Below are 17,139 nucleotides of genomic sequence, written 5' to 3' on the forward strand. Positions count from 1 at the left end.
GTGTCAAAGCTTGAATTTGCCCACCAGCGTCTGCAGGTGCGCGCCCAGGCGGGCCAGTTCGACACTCGAGGCCGCTGTTTGCTCGCTGGCGGCCGCCGTCTGCTCGGAGACATCGCGCACGTTGAGCACGCTGCGATTGATTTCCTCGGCGACCGCGCTTTGCTGCTCCGATGCGGTTGCGATCTGCAGGTTCATCGACTCGATGGTGGCCACCGAGCGGGTGATGTTGAGCAGCGAGGTGCCTGCACGGCGCGTCAGTTCAACACTGTTGGTGGTAAGGGCGCGGCTGCGCTCCAGGATATCGCCCACCTGCTGGGTACCCCGGTGCAAGCCGCCAATCAGCCCTTCGATTTCTTCGGTGGAGGTCTGGGTACGCTGCGCCAGGCTGCGCACTTCATCGGCAACCACGGCAAAGCCGCGCCCGGCTTCACCGGCTCGCGCCGCTTCGATGGCCGCGTTCAAGGCAAGCAGGTTGGTCTGCTGGGCGACCGACTTGATCACATCCAGTACCGTGCCGATCTTGTCGCTTTCACGCTTGAGCCCGGCCATGGCGTCCGTCGAATGGCCCACCTCGATGTCCAGATGGGAGATCTGCTCGATGGCCTGATTGACCACCGTGTCACTTTCGCGTGCCTCAAGGCCGGCGTTGACCGCTGCATTGGAGGCCTGTTCGGCACTGCGTGCCACTTCCTGCACGGTCGCTGCCATCTGGTTCATGGCCGTCGCCACCTGGTCGGTCTCGACCTTCTGGCTGTTGACCCCGGCGCTGGTCTGCTCGGTGACCGCGGACAACTGCTGGGCTGCGCTGGCGATCTGCACCACACCGTCACGCAAGCCACCCATCAGGTCACGCAGGTTCACGGTCATGCGCTGCATGCTGACCTGCAACGCGCCCAACTCGTCACGCCGCGACACGCGGATGTCCTGGCTCAGGTTGCCATCGGCGACTCGCTCGGCGCTCAGCAGCGCCTCTTTCAACGGCAGCACGATCAAACGGGTGATCAACCAGGCGGCCAGCGTGCCCATCATCAAGGCCAGCACCGCCGCGAAGATCAAGCGCTCGATCGAGGCACTCACTTCATTGTCACGCTTTGTCGACTGACTGTCCGACAACTGCCCGCAGGCTTCGATCAGGCTCTTGATATCGGCGTCCAGAACGGACAAGGCCTGACGCGTCTGGGCATCGTTGCGTGCCTCAACAGCACGGGCGTAGTCCTGGAAATGCGCGCGGTAACGCTCAACCGCGCTGTCAGCCTGGGCTATCCAGCGCAAGTCCTTGGGATCGGCGAATTGCGTCGCAAGCGTATCGATCTGCAGGTTGAGGTCATCCATCACCTTGACCACGAGCCCTGCCTGCGCAGTATCTGCTGACACCGTGTAGTTCAGGCGCGCGATGCGCATGTCACGTGCCACCTCATTGATACTGGCAATGCTGCTGAGCTTGGCACTGCGCTCTCCCAGGCTGCTCAGCGCACTCCAGCCGATCCCTGCGATGATGACTGACAGCAGTAAAACCAGTGCAAAGCCCAGGGTCAGTTTCGACCGCACACTTATATCGGCCAGCACTTTCGCAATTGCATCGAACATCCGTGTAACCCTTCTATTGGTAGATCTTGAAATAGTTATTACCGGGCGATCCCGAAGGGGCCCGGTTGCACGAGGTAGGGGGTAGCGCCGCGCCTGCAGGGGCAACGGCAAGACACTCAAAAGCGGGGTGACGTGCAACACCTTGCACTAAGCCATTGAAAGCGTAGGGGTAAATTCAACGCTCCGGCCTGGAGGTACGAGACGACGCGGCACGCAAAATGGCACTAGGCCATCAATGGCGCGGGAATATACAGCCACGGCAAAACCGCGACAACAGATGAAGTACTAATTTGTGACCAATTGCAGCTTAAATTGTGCGAGCCGTTACCTGGAAAACCGTGCAGCGGTACCTGCTCACTGCACCGTGCAATGCTGCCCCAGCACCGCATCAGTGACCCGATTGAGGGTTTCACCGATATGCCGACCCAGCAGATCCAGCGCTTTGTCGCTGTTCCTGGCCAGCACCGCGTCCATCAACTGCTTGTGCTCATCATTCTTGTGCCGCTCGACCTTGCGCCGCAACGCCGAAAAGCGCCGATAGCGCTCGGCACGGTCAAACAACGAGTCGATGGTGCGCAGCAGCAGGCTTGAGCGGCAGGCGGAGAACAAGGCGAAATGAAACGCCTTGTGGCGCTCTGACCAGTCGTCATCCAGCGCCACCGGCAGGCTGCCGAGCTTCTTCTCGACCAGGCCGAGCCGGTGATAAGCGCCCAGCACATCGGCCTCCCAGGCGTCATCGCCATGGGCAATGGCATCGGCCAGCGCTTCGCGTTCGAGCAGGCTGCGCAGGTGGGTGATTTCCTGGAAGTCCTTGACCGACAGGCCCGCGACCCGAAAGCCCTTGTTCTCGCTGGCCTCCACGATGCCTTCCTGCGCCAGGCGGTTGAGCGCCTCGCGAATCGGCGAACTGCTCAGCCCGTACGCCTTGGACAGTTCCGCCACCTTGAGTTTTTCGCCTGGGGGCAGCTCGCAGCAGATGATGGATTTCTTCATCTGCTGGAGCGCGACCTCGATCAACGAGCCGCTTTGATTGCTGAGCATGGGTAGGGTCCGGTAAACAGTGCATTGTTCAAGATTTTATGCGCAAAAATCCCTTTGTGCAATTTTAACCCTGCCCAATCGTCGCTTCGACGCCCTCGACAAATGCCGACGCTTTTTCCTTGACTTTGAAAAAGCACGGACTTACTTTTTGTGCACAAATTCATTTTTAGAGCAAATTAAAATGAATCGTGCACAAAGCTGTATTCTTGCCCTCGACTGACACCCACCACTGCCGCAGACGTAAATCGATTCGCTTCAACAACAATAAAAAAGCAGAAGAGGTTTTCATGAAAATGCCGCACAGCCGCCCCGCTCACCCGGAGCGCATCACCCGCCTTGCCGGCTCCGTCGGCGCCGCCCTTGCCTTGTGCTCCTCGTTCAACGCCGCCGCGTTCCAGTTCGAGACCGGCATCCCCGAGCTCACCACCAACTGGGACAACACCCTCAAGTACAGCAATGCGTTTCGCCTCAAGGGCCGCGAAGACAACGTCGCCGCCGGCCCCGGCACCTCGGTGCCCAACCCCAACATGGACGATGGCGACCGCAATTTCAGCACCGGGCTGATCTCCAACCGCCTCGACCTGCTTTCGGAGCTGGACATTCGCTACAAGGATGTGGGGGCACGCCTGAGCGGCGCCGCCTGGTACGACTCGGTGTACAACGAGGGCAACGACAACGACTCGCCGGGCACCGCCAACGCCCTGAGCGTACGCAATGACCGCTTCACCGACGACACCCGAAACCTGCACGGGCGCAAGGGCGAACTGCTCGACGCCTTTGTCTACGGCGCACGCGATGTAGGCAGCACTCGGTTGTCGGGGCGTGTGGGGCAGTTCACGCAGATCTACGGCGAGAGCCTGTTCTTCGGCGCCAACGGCATCGCCAACGCGCAGTCCACGGTCGACCTGGTCAAGCTGCAATCGGTCCCCGGTTCACAGTTCAAGGAAATCCTCCTGCCCACCCAGCAGGTCTCGGGCAACTGGCAACTGACCGACACCATCAGCGTGGGCGCCTACTACCAGTTCGAATGGAACAGGACCCGCCTGCCAGGCTCCGGCAGCTACTTCAGTGGCGGCGACTTCGTCGGTGACGGCGCCGAAAGCGTGTACTTCCCCACCGGCCGCCTGACCCGCGGCCCCAGCATCAATGCCAAGGACTCGGGGCAGTTCGGTGCGCAGCTCAAGTTCGCCGTCGACGACTGGGAGTTCGGCCTCTACGCGGCCAAGTACCACGAGAAGACGCCGATCTTCTACTTCCGCCCCGCCGCCCTGATCCCCGGCAACGACGACAGCTACGTCAACGTCTACGCCGAAGACGTGAAGGTGTTCGGCGCCAGCTTCAGCACCCTGGTGGGCGAAGCCAACGTGGCCGGCGAGCTGTCGATGCGGGTCGATACGCCGCTGGCGCCCACCGGCGGGGTGGTGGTCGCCGGCATGGGCGCCGACAACGACAAGCACGCGGCCTACCCGGTCGGCGACTCGCTGCATGCGCAGGTCTCGATGATCAACATCTATGCCGGCAACAGCCTGTGGGATGGCGCTTCGCTGGTCGGCGAACTGGCCTTCAACCGCCGCCTGAGCGTGAAGAAAAACGCCGACCAACTCGACCCCAACACCACCCGCGACGCCTATTCGCTGCGCTTCACCTTCGAACCGCAGTACTTCCAGGTGATGCCGGGTGTGGACCTGCAACTGCCCATCACCGTCGGCTACACCCCCTACGGGCGCTCGTCGGTCACCCCGCAGGCGTTCGCCCCCGAGCACGGCGGCGACATCACCCTGGGCCTGAAGGCCGACTACCAGAAAACCTGGTACGCCTCGCTCAGCTACACCAACTTCTTTGGCGATGGCGGGCCGATCATCGACCAGAACAACGCTTACACCTTCAAACAGACCCTCAAGGATCGCGACTTCGTCGCCTTCTCGATCCAACGCACGTTCTGATGCTCGCCCTGCCCCGGAGAATCACCATGAAACAGCATGCCCCCCTCGTTTCCCTGCTGACCCTGCTCAGCCTGGCGTGCGGCCAGGCCGTCGCGGCCGTGAGCGCCGAGCAGGCCGCTACGCTCAAGAGCACCTTGACCCCCATGGGCGCGCAGAAGGCCGGCAACGCCGACGGCAGCATCCCGGCCTGGACCGGTGGCCTGACCAGGGACGTGCCCGGTGCCAAGTTCGGTGACGTGCCGGTCGACCCGTTCCCAGGCGAGCGCCCGCTGTTGCAGATCAACGCCAGCAATGCCGCGCAGTACGCCGACAAGCTCAGCGAAGGCACCCGTGCGCTGCTGCAGCAATACCCCGACACCTTCAACCTGAACGTCTACCCCACCCACCGCAGCGCCGCCGCCCCCGACTGGACCTACGCCAACACCCTGAAGAACGCCACCGACTGCCAACTGACGCAGAACGGCCTGTCGGTACAAGGCTGCTACGGCGGCGTGCCATTCCCGATCCCGACCAATGGCAGCGAAGTGATCTGGAACTTCCTGCTGCGCACCGAGGCCGAGTCCATCCAGCACGGCTACCGCAACATGATCGGCAACTCCGACGGTAGCCGCACCCTGGCCAGCCGCGGCGTGGAGAACTGGCAGTACCCCTACTACTACAAGGACGGCAACGCCCAGAGCTGGCCGGGCCAGTATGTACTGCTGCGCTTTCTCACCAACGAGCCGCCCTTCAAGGCTGGTGAATCGCTGGTGACCCACGACAGTATCGACGCGGCCAGCCCACGCCAGGCCTGGCAGTACCTGGTCGGCCAGCGCCGGGTGCGGCGCGCGCCCACCGTGGGCTACGACACTCCCGACTTCGTTGCCTCGGGGGCCAACTACTTCGACGAGGTGCACGGTTTCATCGGCCACCCGGACCGCTACCAGTGGAAGCTGATCGGCAAGAAGGAGATGTACATCCCCTACAACCTCAACGCCTTCCATGCGGCCAGGCCGGACGAGGTGTACACCGAGAAAACCCTCAATTCGGACAAGATGCGCTGGGAGCTGCACCGGGTCTGGGAGGTGGAAGCCACGGTGGCGCCGGGCAAGCGCCACGCCGTGCCCAAACGCCGCTTCTACATCGACGAGGACAGCTGGACGGTGTCGCTGGTGGATGGCTACGACGCGCAAGGCAAGCTGTGGCGCGTGACCCAGGCACTGCCCTTCGTGGTCCCGGCGATCCCGGCCGTGGTGGTCAAGCCGGTGGTCATCTACAACCTGCAGGCCAAGACCTACAGCATGGTGCAAGGCCTGAACGGAGAAACCTACAAGGTGGTCGAGCGCAAGCCGGAGAATTTCTTCACCGGTAACGCGGTGGCCTCCGGCTCGGTGCGCTGAGCCCGGGCACGCACCACAGGCGGCGGGCTACGCGCCCGTCGTATCCCCAGATTGCCGAGGTAGAGATGGCCACACCTATAACGCTAAACGCCCTCGCCGCACGCACCCTCGTGCCGCTGGCACTGTGCGCCCTGAGCCTGGGCGCAGCGCCCGCCAGCGCGGCGCAGGCCGATGCTGCCCTGTATCAACGCCCGGCGCTGCACAGCGAGTTGGCGGCCCGTTCGCTGATGCTGGACGTCACCCACGCCGGCGAGCAATTGCTGGCGGTCGGTGAGCGCGGCTTCATCCTGCGCTCGCAAGACAATGGCCACAGCTGGCAGCAGGTCCCCTCCCCGGTCAGCGTGACCCTCACCCAGGTGACGTTCGCCACGCCGACCCAGGGCTGGGCCGTGGGGCATGCCGGAGTGATATTGCACAGCAGTGATGGCGGCCGCAGCTGGGTCAAGCAGCTTGACGGCAACCAGGCCGCACAACTGGCGGTTGACGCAGCGACCGCCGCACTGGCCGAGCAGCCCGATGAAGAACGCCAGCGACATGTGGACGAGGCGCGTCAACTGGTGGAAGACGGCCCGGACAAACCGTTTCTGGCCGTGCATTTTTTCGATGCGCAACGCGGGCTGGTGGTCGGCGCCTACGGGCTGGCCCTGGCGACCGTCGATGGCGGCCAGCACTGGCGCTCGATCAGTCAGCAAATCGACAACCCGTCGGCGCTGCACCTGTACGACATTCTCGAGGTGAACGGCACCCTGTTCATCGCTGCCGAGCAGGGCCTGCTGTTGCGTTCGACCGATCAAGGCGAGCACTTCAGCGCCATCGACACCCCCACCACCGGCACCTTCTTCGGCCTGCTCGCCGGTGGCGGGCAGAGCCTGCTGGCCTTCGGCCTGCGCGGCAAGATCCTGCGTTCCGAGGACCTGGGCGCCAGTTGGCAGAGCATCGCCAATGACCAGCCGGTGACCCTGACTGCCGGTACGCGTGCCAGCGACGGCACCCTGCTGCTGGTGGACGAGACCGGCCGCGTGCTGATCAGCCAGGATGACGGCCGACACTTCAGCGCCGCCCCCACCCAGGCCAGCTCGCTGACCAGCCTGAGCACCACCGGCGACGGTCGCTTCATGCTGGCCGGTGCACGTGGCCTGAGCGCTTTTTCCCTGCAAGATGGCCAACGGAGCAGCGCCCGTGAACAGTAAAGTGACCGCGCCTGACAGCACCACCGTGCTGGACCTCACCGCCTTCGACAAGCATTCCGGCAGCCTGGTCGAACGCCTGCTGTTCAACCACCGGGGCCTGGTGGTCGCGCTGGGCCTGCTGATCAGCGCCATACTCGGCTGGCAAGCGACCGACCTGCGCCTGAGTGCAGCATTCGAGAAGATGATCCCGGTCGGCCACCCGTACATCGAAAACTATTTCAAGTACCGCGCTCAGCTTGGCGAAGGCGGCAACACCCTGCGCATTGCACTCCACAGCAAGCAGGGCAACGTGTTCGACGCCAAGTACCTCGACACCCTGCGGCGCCTGAATGACGAGCTGTTCCTGCTCGAGGGCGTCGACCGGCCCTACATGAAGTCGCTGTGGACCCCGGCCACACGCTGGATCGGCGTCACCGAGGAAGGTTTCGACGGCGGCCCGGTGATCCCCGACGACTACGACGGTTCCAGCGCGAGCATCGACCAGGTGCGCCAGAACATCGAGCGCTCCGGCGAAATCGGCCGGCTGGTGGCCTCCAACATGCGCTCCAGCGTGATCCTGCTGCCACTGCAGGACACCAGTGCCGAAGGCGCTGCCCCGCTGGACTACCACGCGCTGTCGCAGCGCCTGGAGCAGTTGCGCCAGCAGTACGAAGGTGATGACTACCAGATCGTGATCACCGGCTTCGCCAAAGTGGTCGGCGACCTGATGGACGGCCTGCTGCTGATGCAGGTGTTTTTCGCCGCCACCCTGCTGATCTGTGCCCTCGTGCTGTTCTGGTACACCCGCTGCGTGCGCAGCACCCTGCTGGTGCTCAGTTGCTCGCTGATTGCGGTGGTGTGGCTGCTGGGGTTGCTGCCTACCCTGGGCTATGCGCTGGACCCGTACTCGATCCTTGTGCCGTTTCTGGTGTTCGCCATCGGCCTGAGCCATGGCGCGCAGAAGATGAACGGCATCATGCAGGACATCGGCCGTGGCGCCGACAAGCTGATCGCTGCGCGCTTCACCTTCCGCCGCCTGTTCCTCACCGGCCTGATGGCGCTGATGGCCGACGCCGTGGGGTTCGCCGTGCTGATGATCATCAATATTCCGGTGATCCAGGACCTGGCAGTGACTGCCACGGTGGGGGTGATGGTGTTGATCCTGACCAACCTGGTGCTGCTGCCGATCCTGCTTTCCTACACCGGCGTGAGCCTGAAGGCAGCCCGACGCGAGGCCGAAGCCGAACGCCTGGCCCTGGGCGACCTGCAGCACCGCCGCCATCCGCTGTGGTCGTTTCTGGACCGTTTCACCGAACTCAAGTGGGCACGCCTGGCCATCGGCATTGCCGCGGTACTGGGGGCGGTGGGCTTTGCCATCAGCCTGCACGTCAAGGTCGGCGACCTGAACCCCGGCGCACCGGAGCTGCGCGCCGACTCGCGCTACAACCGCGACAACGCCTTCATGGTCGGCAACTACGCCGCCAGCAGCGACAAGTACGTGGTCATGGTCAAGACCCCCGCCTTCCATTGCGCCAACTACGACACCCTGGTGAGCGTGGATGCGCTGGAAGCCCGCCTGCAGCAACTGCCGGGCGTGGTCTCCACCAGTTCCCTGGCCGCGCTGAGCAAACAGGCCGCAGCGGGCATGAACGAAGGCAGCCTGCGCTGGTATGAAATCCCCATGAACCAGGGGCTGCTGAACGCGATCATCACCCGTGCACCGCGCGAGCTGTTCAACCAGAACTGCGATCTGCTGACCGTCAACGTGTTCCTCAGCGACCACAAGGCCGACACGTTGACGCGGGTGGCCCAGGCCGTCGAACAGTTTGCCGCGCAGTACAACACGGCCGACCTGCAGTTCATGTCGGCGGCCGGCAATGCAGGCATCGAGGCCGCCACCAACATCGTGGTCAAGCGTGCCAACCTGCAGATGCTGATGATGGTGTATGCCGCGGTGATCGTGCTGTGCTTCATCACCTTCCGCTCATGGCGCGCGGTAGTGTGCACGGTGCTGCCGCTGATGCTGACCTCGATCCTGTGCGAGGCGCTGATGGTCGGGCTGGATATCGGGCTGAAGGTGGCGACGCTGCCGGTGATCGCGCTGGGCGTGGGGATCGGCGTGGATTACTCGCTGTACATCCTCAGCATCACCCTGGCGAACCTGCGCCAGGGCGCAAGCCTGTCCAACGCCTATTACACCGCGCTGCTGTCCACCGGCAAGGTGGTGGTGCTGACGGGGGTGACCCTGGGCGTTGCGGTGGCGACCTGGGTGTTGTCGCCGATCAAGTTCCAGGCCGACATGGGGATTCTGCTGGCGTTCATGTTCATCTGGAACATGCTCGGCGCCTTGATTCTCACGCCTGCGCTGGCGCGGTTGCTGCTCGCACCGGCCCAGGGCAAGGTCGGGCGCGCATCGGCCGCGCATTGACCTGAGTGCCCGGCATCACTTCATGCGTGCCAGCAGCGATACCACCCCTGCTGCTGGCTGATGCGCAGGTCGGTCCTGTACAGCTCGGACAGCGATTCGCTGGTCAGCACCTCTGCCTTAGGGCCATCGGCAATGATCTGCCCTTCGCTGAGCAGCACCACACGTTCGATCTCCGGGATGATCTCGTCGATGTGATGGGTGGTAATGATCACCGCATGGTCCGCCGCACAGAAGCTGCGCATCAGCTTGAGCATGCCCAGGCTGGCGCCCATGTCCAGGCCATTGGCCGGCTCGTCCAGGATCAGCGCACGGGGGGTGTGGACCAGCGCCCTGGCCAGCAGCAGTCGGCGTTTCTGGCCGGTCGAGAGACGCTGGAACATGACCTGCTCGTAACCCGCCATTTCCACGGCGGCCAGCAAGGCGCGGGCCTTGTCGAGCTGCTCGGTACTGGGCTGCAGGTGCCCGTGCGCACCGATCGAGCCGAAGAACCCCGATGTCACCACCTCCAGCGCCGGGGTAAAGGGCGTGTAGTCCTCCTGCAGGTCCTGGGAGATGAAGCCGATACGGCTGCGCAAGTCCCACAGGTTGACCGTGTCGCTGCCGAAGAGCTTGAGGTGACTGCCTGCACGCTCGACAGGATAGATCTCCCGCGTCATCAACTTGAGCAGGGTACTTTTGCCGGCACCGTTGGGGCCCAGGATGGCCACTTTCTCCGTGTCGCCGATGTGCAGCGAGAAGTCGTGCAGCACGCGATGTTGCTGCTGGAAGGCAGTGACGTTGTGAAAATCGATCATGTGCAACTCATCATCAGGCAGTGGAGGAAGGCGCAGCGCCGTGACCCGGCATGATGAAGTTATCTGTGGCCGGCTGCATCCGATTTTTCGACCCGTTGTGCACAGACGAAACGCTTGACACAAAACGTAGTGATCACTATAGAATGCGCAAAATATGTATCGGCCACTACAAATAAATTCCAATCCCTCACCAAGGAGCGTCACATGAGCAAACCCACCTACATCCAGGACTACAACGCCATCGTCGCCGTGCTCAATCAGTACAACGAAGGCGGCAAGCAGGCCCAAAGCAGCCTGATGAAACCGGCCTTCAGCGAGCAGGCGACGATCTTCGGCGTCGACGCCGACGGCAAGCTGACCGGCGGCCCTATCCAGGGGCTGTTCGACATCATCGACACCGCGTTTCGCCCGTCCCCTGAAGCCCAGGGCGTCATCGTCAACATCGATATAGTGGGTACTGCCGCCAGTGCGCGCATCGACACCAACGATATTTCCGGCTTCTGCTTCACCGACTTCTTCAACCTGCTGAAGGTTGACGGCAAGTGGAGCGTGGTCAGCAAGATCTACCACACCCACGTCGCCCCTTGAGCGCTCTGCGCCGTGGCCCAGCAATAATCATCGGGGATCATGAAGCCCTGCAGCTTCATCTGAACCACACAGCCACAACATGAATCTGCCCTGCCCCGCTCCCACGATGGAGACGGGGCATTTTTCAGGAGCCCCAATGCAACAACATACTGCCGCCGTCCCTCTGGAAAAGGCCTACCGACTCCTCAATCACGGCCCAACGGTTCTGGTGTCTGCTCAGCATGCGGGCGTAAAGAACGTGGATGCTGATCGGCGCGATGCGCCTCAGTAGTTGCCCACAGGCCAGTCGGTGTAACCCTTTGCGCCACCGCCGTAATAGGACTCGCGGGGGGCGATGGTGAGCTCGGCACCACGGCGCAGGCGCTCGACCAGGTCAGGGTTGGAAATGAACAGGCGGCCGAATGCGACGGCGTCGATCCTGCCTTGCGCCCGGCGCTCGATGGCCATGTCCAGGTCATAGTTGTTGTTGCCAATGAACGGGCCATTGAACTGTGCGCTCAACGCATCCATGTCCACGCCTGCCGGCACTTCACGCGAGGTAGCCGTCGCGCCCTCGACGAAGTGCAGATAGGCGAGGTCGAATGCGTTGAGTTGCTGGATGAGATAGCCGTACATCGCCATCACGTTGCTGTCCGGCGGCGTGTTGCCGGCATCCGGAGTGACGGGCGACAGGCGGATGCCGACTCGCTCATTGCCCCAGATCTTGATGATGGCCTCGGTGACTTCCAGCGTCAGGCGCGCGCGGTTTTCAATCGAGCCGCCGTACCGGTCGGTTCGGTGGTTGGTGGCGTCGCGCAGGAATTGGTCCAGCAGGTAACTGTTGGCCGAGTGAACCTCTACGCCATCGAAGCCCGCGCGCTTGGCATTTGCGGCCACCCGCTTGTACTGCTCGATGATCCCGGGTATCTCGTCGGTCTCCAGCGCACGGGGCATCGATACCGGGACGAAGCCCTCTACGGTGTAGGTGTCTCCCTCCGACGATCATGCCGGTGCCTCTCTTCCTTGGAGCGGAAGTAATGGTAGAAGGAGCCCTTGGGCACACCTGCGGCGCCCAGAAGCTCGGCCAGGCCCACAGCGGTATAGCCTTTGTGGGTCATCAGCGATCGCGCGACATCGATGATGTGCTGACGCATGTCGTGTTGGGGTTTCTTCATAGTGCGCGAATGCTACCAAAAAAGGTCCTGGCCGTGGGTATGCCGACCGCGGCTCATGCGAGCCTTCCCCCGGTCGGCCTGCAACGTGCATTGCGTGTATCATCGGACGATACGTTTCAAGGTAGTCACCCCATGACCGATTCCCTCTCCCCTTCTGTGCCTCGCAGCAAAGGGCGTCCTCGCACCTTCGATCGCGACAAAGCCTTGCTCCAGGCCCTGACGGTGTTCTGGAAGCGCGGCTACGCGCCGGCTTCGGTGGCCGAGCTATGCTCGGCGATGGGTATCAACCCGCCCAGCCTGTATGCCGCGTTCGGCAACAAGGCCAAGCTGTTCCTCGAAGCGGTTGCCTACTACGAAGCCACCTTCTGGGACGCGACCTGGGAACGCATGGACAGCGACCCTGACGTGGTACATGCCATCGGCGACTTCTTCCATACCTCGGCGTCCATCCTGACGGAACCTCAAGCACCCTGCGGCTGCATGGTGGTACTGGGGGCGGTGAACGTGTCGGACGACGCAGAAGAAGTGACCGCGGCCCTCAAGGCACTGCGCCAGGAGGGCCGGGATTACCTGCAGCGGCGCTTGGAACGCGCCGTGAAAAGTGGCCAACTGCAGCCGAAGACCAATGCTCGCCTGCTCGCCAGTGCGCTGAACACCTTGCTCGAAGGCATGTCGTTGCAGGCTCACGATGGTGCGAGCCGAGAAGACCTGCAGGGCATCGGCGCAACTGCCGTCGCAATGCTTGCACCTGCCCTGGCCGCTGCACGATAGCCCATCCATCGTGATGGACGGGCCACGGCGCATCAGGCTTGCTGCTGAGCCTTCAAGGGTGCGGGAGGCAGCAGCGGGACCTTTTCCCAGCGGGCGATGACCAATGGCGCAACGGCGTTGCCCAGCACGTTCAAGGTCGTGGTGCCGCTGTCGATCACGCGGAATATACCGGCAATCAGCGCAACACCTTCCAGTGGTAGACCCGCCGACGCCAGCGTGGCGGAGAGGATGATGATGGCGAACCCTGGTACGCCGGCGGCGCCCTTGGAGGTCAGCACCATGGTTACCACCAGCAGGATCTGCTGGGACAGCGACAGGTCGATGCCATACAGTTGCGCCACAAAAATCGTGGCAACCCCCAGGAAGATCGAAGCACCGTCCAGGTTGAAGGCATAGCCCACCGGCACCACGAAACTGACGATTCGCCGTGGCACGCCGTAGGCTTCCAGCTTGTTCATCAACTGCGGCATCACCGCTGCCGATGCCGCGCTGGAAAACGCCAGTATCAGCTCATTTCGGAAGTACTTGATCAACTTGAAAATGTTTTCACCCAGCAGGTAGCAGATGCCACCCAGTACCACCAGGGCAAACACGATCAATGCCAGGTACACCACACCGATCAATTTGAGCAACGGCAACAACGACGCAAAACCGAACGTTGCGACGGTCGCGCCGATCATCCCGAACACACCGATCGGCGCATACGCCATGACAAAACTGACCACCTTGAACATGGCATCGGAAATGCCCTGGATCACGGCAATCACCGGTGCGCTTCTTTCACGCGGCACTGCATTGAGCGCCATGCCAAACAGCACGGAGAAAAACAGAATCGACAACAACTTCGCTTCAGTCATGGCGACGAAAATATTGTCCGGCACGATGTTCTGCAGAATAACCAGCGCGCCCTTGGAGGGCTCCGTATTCAGGGTCGCGGCGGTGTGCGAGACACCGGAAATATCGGTCCCGGCACCGGGTTCGAAGAGGTTGGCGAAACACAGCCCCAGCACAATGGCCAGGCTGGTGATGGCAAAGAAATAAGCCAGCGCCTTCGCGCCCATGCGACCAAACGATTTGTTGTCACCGTCACCGGCAATACCCAGGATCATGCAACAGAAGACAATGGGCACCACGACCATCTTCATCATCTTGATGAAGATATCGCCCAAGGGCTTGAGTATTTCTGCACTCACCCACTGTTGGTACAGGGGGTGGGTATTGAGGTACCAACCGACGAGCACGCCAAGCAACAGCCCGGCAACGATTTGCCAAACCAGAGGTATACGTTTCATGTCTAGCCTTCTTGTTGGAGTAGGAGGTCTGCGTCAAGGGCAGTAGCTAGATTCATGAGCTTCCAGCTCATTGAACGGGGCTGGGCACAACTCGAGTTGTGCCTCTGTGCACCTATTTGGCGAACAGTTGGCTCATGTCCTTGAAGGCCTTGAATTCGAGCGCATTGCCGCACGGATCGAACAGGAACATGGTGGCCTGCTCGCCTACCTGGCCCTTGAAGCGGATGTAGGGTTCGATCACGAACTGGGTGCCGAAGGACTTCAGGCGTTCGGCCAGCGCTTCCCACTGCTGCCACTGCAGGATGATGCCGAAGTGCGGAACCGGCACATCGTGCCCGTCGACAGGGTTGCTGTGCACGCTTTCCTGGGAGGCCGTCTTGGGGTGCTCGTGGATCACCAACTGGTGACCGTAGAAGTCGAAGTCGACCCACTGCGTACTGGACCGCCCCTCTTGCAGGCCGAACACTTCGCCATAAAAGGTACGGGTAGCGGCCAAGTCGTAAACAGGGATTGCGAGGTGGAAAGGTGAAAGGCTCATCAGAGAACTCCACTGGCTATAGTGTTTTGGTCACCGGGTGCAAGCAACAGGATCAGGTACCCCAGCGCCCACCAAAGCAGGTAGAGGGCTGGATGGAAGGAATGTTAAACCTCGCAAAACAATAAAAAAAAACAATATGATTTTGTGGTTAGCACAAAGGAAATTTGTACATGATCAGAGAGCTCAAGACCCTGGTTGCCGTGGCACGGGAAGGCACTTTCGCCGCCGCTGCCCACCGCATTGGCCTCACGCAGGCGGCGGTCAGTGCGCAAATGCAGCGCCTGGAGGCAGAGCTGGGTTTTGCGTTGTTCGACCGCACCGGGCGTGCGGCACACCTGAACCGTCGCGGTCAGGAAATGCTGGTGAAGGCGCAGGCGCTGATCCAGATGTACAACGAGCTGGGCAACAGCAAGCCGGGGGTGCCGGCCTCCACGCTGCTTACGATCGGTGCCATTGCCTCCATTCAGCGCAGCCTGCTGCCGAACGCGCTGGCGCAGTTCCACCGGCAGTTCCCACAGTGCCGCACCCGGATCATCCCGGGGCTGTCAATGGAGCTGGTGAACATGGTGGACGCCGGAGAGCTGGACATGGCCGCCATTATCCGGCCGCCGTTTTCGCTGCAAAGCGATTTGACCTGGACCACTCTGGCGAGGGAGCCCTATCGCCTGATCGCCCCGAAGAAAATGCAGGGCGATGACTGGATAGCGCTGTTGTCCAGCACGCCGTTCATCCGCTACGACCGCTCCTCATTCGGCGGCAGGCAAGTGGATCGCTTTCTGCGCCAGATGCACTTCGTCCCGCGCGAGGTGTGCGAACTGGACGAGCAGGAAGCGATCGTCAAGCTGGTCGCCAATGGCGTTGGCGTGGCACTGGTACCCGAAACGATGCGCAAGGCATGGCCGGCATCGGTGCGTGTGATGGACCTGGGGGAACACACGTTCCACCGTGATGTGGGGCTGGTTCATCGCGCCAGAACCAGCCTCAGCACCACGGTCGAAGTGTTGGCAGACCTCATCGTTGCGTCGTCTGCCACGAGGTAGCCGGGTGTATGTGGCAGCGTGATGGCCCCACTGCCCACCGTTGCGGATGCCATACGCCCCGGCCGCATACCCGCTCGTTCAAAACTAACCGGACAGTTTATTGGAAAACTGCCCTACGGCACTGACGACCTTCTGGGCGCCCTCTTGAATCTCGAGAATTACAGCACCTGCCTGTGCTGACAACTCCAACCCCTGCTCTGCCCGTTGCTTGCCTTGCTCGATGATGTGAACAGCCTCCTGCGCAAGCTTCTGGTTCTGCAACACAACGCCAACAATTTCTTCCGTTGCTTTAGTCGTTCGTGAGGCAAGTTGCCTGACTTCATCGGCGACCACCGCGAAACCTCGTCCTTGCTCTCCAGCGCGGGCAGCCTCGATCGCAGCATTCAGTGCCAACAAGTTGGTTTGATCGGCAATACCCCCAATGCTTTTAACAATACTGCCGACGATCTGCGACTGCTCGTCCAGCGCAGCAATACCCTCGACTGCAGACTCCATCTGAACGGCCAGCGCTCGCATGACACTCACCGTTTCCTGAACCACACTGCTACCACGCCTGGCACTGGCATCGGTTTGCTGAGACGTGGTGTATGCAATATCAGCAGCCTGCGACACGGCCAGCTCACGATTCACTTGATCAGTGATCACGGTGGCAAACTTGACGACCTTGTAGAAGGTGTTATGGGAGTCCGATATCGGATTGTAGGTGGCTTCCAGCCACACCACCCGCCCCTGGCTATCGATGCGCTTGAATCGGTCAGCGATGTATTCTCCGCGGCGCAGTTTCTCCCAGAAATAGTCGTAATCAGGGGAGCTGTATTCGCCCGGCTCGCAAAAGATCCTGTGGTGCTGACCTTTGAGTTGCTGAAGTGTATAGCCCATTGCACTCAGAAATCGATCATTGGCGGTCAGTACGCTACCCGCCAGGTCAAATTCGATAACCGCCGTCGAGCACTGCAACGCCTCGATCAAGTTTTGATGTTCTCGAGAGGTCTCGATTGTCCGCGTCAAGTCACTGGCATAGACAGAAATTTCAACGACCTGCCCGGCATTGTCCTTGACGGGTTGTACCACCGCACGCAACCAGGCGTCCTTCCCGTTGCCACGTATCATTTGCAAAGCACCGACCCAGTGCCGACCGCTGCCAATCGCATTTTTCATGCGACTGAAGTGTTCAGTGCTCTGCGCATAGTGAGGAACAAGATCAAAGAGTGCTTGCCCAATCACTGCGTCAGCGACAAAGCACATCTCCTGTAAAAACTTAGAATTCACACAAACGACAGTACCCTGCGCGCTTAGCTTCAACACAAGCATTTCACTATCAAGGCTGTCCTTGATTTGCTCCAACGAAAAAAGCCGATGACTGACTTCCTGCAATTCTTTCTTGAGTTGCCTGACCTTGAAAAACATACTGTGCC

At 61.5% G+C, this 17,139-nt stretch carries 13 protein-coding genes and 4 pseudogenes; 8 read left to right on the forward strand and 9 right to left on the reverse strand.

What is annotated here, in order from left to right; genetic code table 11:
• Positions 1-3 precede the first annotated feature (3 nt).
• On the reverse strand, positions 4-1,587 hold the full coding sequence (locus KUO17_RS21470; protein ID WP_217977522.1) for a methyl-accepting chemotaxis protein: 1,584 nt from the start codon (positions 1,585-1,587) through the stop codon (positions 4-6).
• A 354-nt stretch (positions 1,588-1,941) separates the two neighbouring features.
• Complete coding sequence (locus tag KUO17_RS21475; protein ID WP_217977523.1) at positions 1,942-2,628, reverse strand: GntR family transcriptional regulator; 687 nt, start codon at positions 2,626-2,628, stop codon at positions 1,942-1,944.
• Between the two features lie 287 nt (positions 2,629-2,915).
• Here KUO17_RS21475 and KUO17_RS21480 point away from each other — a divergent pair, with 287 nt between their 5' ends.
• From KUO17_RS21480 to KUO17_RS21495, 4 genes are all read left to right on the forward strand, one after another.
• Positions 2,916-4,571 carry a DUF1302 domain-containing protein gene (locus KUO17_RS21480; RefSeq protein WP_217977524.1) on the forward strand — a complete coding sequence of 552 codons (1,656 nt, stop codon included), beginning with the start codon at positions 2,916-2,918 and terminating at the stop codon, positions 4,569-4,571.
• 26 nt (positions 4,572-4,597) lie between these two features.
• Positions 4,598-5,950: a DUF1329 domain-containing protein gene (locus tag KUO17_RS21485; protein WP_217977525.1), complete on the forward strand. Its 1,353-nt coding sequence runs from the start codon at positions 4,598-4,600 to the stop codon at positions 5,948-5,950.
• Positions 5,951-6,015: 65 nt separating this feature from the next.
• Positions 6,016-7,140: a WD40/YVTN/BNR-like repeat-containing protein gene (locus KUO17_RS21490; protein ID WP_217977527.1), complete on the forward strand. Its 1,125-nt coding sequence runs from the start codon at positions 6,016-6,018 to the stop codon at positions 7,138-7,140.
• Positions 7,130-9,547, forward strand: coding sequence for an efflux RND transporter permease subunit (locus KUO17_RS21495; protein WP_341869640.1), 2,418 nt, complete (start codon positions 7,130-7,132; stop codon positions 9,545-9,547). The genes KUO17_RS21490 and KUO17_RS21495 overlap by 11 nt, the downstream gene beginning before the upstream one ends.
• A gap of 20 nt (positions 9,548-9,567) precedes the next feature.
• On the opposite strand, the gene KUO17_RS21500 is transcribed toward KUO17_RS21495, so the two are convergent.
• Entirely contained in the window at positions 9,568-10,341 is a 774-nt protein-coding gene (locus KUO17_RS21500; protein WP_217977530.1) for an ABC transporter ATP-binding protein, read from the reverse strand.
• Positions 10,342-10,545: 204 nt separating this feature from the next.
• On the opposite strand from KUO17_RS21500, the gene KUO17_RS21505 reads away from it, so the two are divergent.
• Positions 10,546-10,929, forward strand: a complete 384-nt coding sequence (locus KUO17_RS21505; RefSeq protein WP_217977532.1) for a nuclear transport factor 2 family protein — start codon at positions 10,546-10,548, stop codon at positions 10,927-10,929.
• A gap of 136 nt (positions 10,930-11,065) precedes the next feature.
• Positions 11,066-11,176 (forward strand): annotated as a pseudogene (locus tag KUO17_RS26800) (flavin reductase); the annotation flags it as partial.
• Between the two features lie 17 nt (positions 11,177-11,193).
• On the opposite strand, the pseudogene KUO17_RS21510 reads toward KUO17_RS26800, so the two are convergent.
• Both KUO17_RS21510 and KUO17_RS21515 read right to left on the reverse strand, forming a co-directional pair.
• A pseudogene (locus tag KUO17_RS21510) lies at positions 11,194-11,907 on the reverse strand (oxidoreductase); the annotation flags it as partial.
• Between the two features lie 17 nt (positions 11,908-11,924).
• A pseudogene (locus KUO17_RS21515) lies at positions 11,925-12,083 on the reverse strand (TetR/AcrR family transcriptional regulator); the annotation flags it as partial.
• Between the two features lie 132 nt (positions 12,084-12,215).
• Between KUO17_RS21515 and KUO17_RS21520 the strand changes: the two are divergent.
• Positions 12,216-12,854 (forward strand): TetR/AcrR family transcriptional regulator, encoded by a 639-nt coding sequence (locus tag KUO17_RS21520; RefSeq protein ID WP_217977535.1) that lies wholly within the window; start codon positions 12,216-12,218, stop codon positions 12,852-12,854.
• Positions 12,855-12,886: 32 nt separating this feature from the next.
• Here the strand turns inward: KUO17_RS21520 and KUO17_RS21525 are convergent, their stop codons facing one another.
• Positions 12,887-14,146, reverse strand: a complete 1,260-nt coding sequence (locus KUO17_RS21525; protein ID WP_217977536.1) for a cation:dicarboxylate symporter family transporter — start codon at positions 14,144-14,146, stop codon at positions 12,887-12,889.
• A 112-nt stretch (positions 14,147-14,258) separates the two neighbouring features.
• Positions 14,259-14,684, reverse strand: coding sequence for a VOC family protein (locus KUO17_RS21530; RefSeq protein ID WP_217977539.1), 426 nt, complete (start codon positions 14,682-14,684; stop codon positions 14,259-14,261).
• Between the two features lie 170 nt (positions 14,685-14,854).
• On the opposite strand from KUO17_RS21530, the gene KUO17_RS21535 reads away from it, so the two are divergent.
• Complete coding sequence (locus KUO17_RS21535; RefSeq protein ID WP_217977540.1) at positions 14,855-15,724, forward strand: LysR family transcriptional regulator; 870 nt, start codon at positions 14,855-14,857, stop codon at positions 15,722-15,724.
• Positions 15,725-15,808: 84 nt separating this feature from the next.
• Here KUO17_RS21535 and KUO17_RS27305 read toward each other — a convergent pair whose 3' ends face one another.
• Both KUO17_RS27305 and KUO17_RS27310 read right to left on the reverse strand, forming a co-directional pair.
• On the reverse strand, positions 15,809-16,369 hold the full coding sequence (locus KUO17_RS27305; RefSeq protein WP_425274886.1) for a methyl-accepting chemotaxis protein: 561 nt from the start codon (positions 16,367-16,369) through the stop codon (positions 15,809-15,811).
• Positions 16,355-17,131, reverse strand: a pseudogene (locus tag KUO17_RS27310) (PAS domain-containing protein); the annotation flags it as partial. The pseudogene KUO17_RS27310 and the gene KUO17_RS27305, both read right to left, overlap by 15 nt.
• Positions 17,132-17,139 lie beyond the last annotated feature (8 nt).

Origin of the sequence: Pseudomonas aegrilactucae, assembly GCF_019168305.1 — a bacterium.
Classification (GTDB): Bacteria; Pseudomonadota; Gammaproteobacteria; order Pseudomonadales; family Pseudomonadaceae; genus Aquipseudomonas; species Aquipseudomonas aegrilactucae.

Coding starts and splice junctions, on each gene's coding strand:
- KUO17_RS21470 (WP_217977522.1), bottom strand. CDS start 1,587: ATGTTCGATGCAATTGCGAAAGTGCTGGCCGATATAAGTGTGCGGTCG.
- KUO17_RS21535 (WP_217977540.1), top strand. CDS start 14,855: ATGATCAGAGAGCTCAAGACCCTGGTTGCCGTGGCACGGGAAGGCACT.
- KUO17_RS21500 (WP_217977530.1), bottom strand. CDS start 10,341: ATGATCGATTTTCACAACGTCACTGCCTTCCAGCAGCAACATCGCGTG.
- KUO17_RS21475 (WP_217977523.1), bottom strand. CDS start 2,628: ATGCTCAGCAATCAAAGCGGCTCGTTGATCGAGGTCGCGCTCCAGCAG.
- KUO17_RS21490 (WP_217977527.1), top strand. CDS start 6,016: ATGGCCACACCTATAACGCTAAACGCCCTCGCCGCACGCACCCTCGTG.
- KUO17_RS21525 (WP_217977536.1), bottom strand. CDS start 14,146: ATGAAACGTATACCTCTGGTTTGGCAAATCGTTGCCGGGCTGTTGCTT.
- KUO17_RS21530 (WP_217977539.1), bottom strand. CDS start 14,684: ATGAGCCTTTCACCTTTCCACCTCGCAATCCCTGTTTACGACTTGGCC.
- KUO17_RS21520 (WP_217977535.1), top strand. CDS start 12,216: ATGACCGATTCCCTCTCCCCTTCTGTGCCTCGCAGCAAAGGGCGTCCT.
- KUO17_RS21485 (WP_217977525.1), top strand. CDS start 4,598: ATGAAACAGCATGCCCCCCTCGTTTCCCTGCTGACCCTGCTCAGCCTG.
- KUO17_RS21480 (WP_217977524.1), top strand. CDS start 2,916: ATGAAAATGCCGCACAGCCGCCCCGCTCACCCGGAGCGCATCACCCGC.
- KUO17_RS21505 (WP_217977532.1), top strand. CDS start 10,546: ATGAGCAAACCCACCTACATCCAGGACTACAACGCCATCGTCGCCGTG.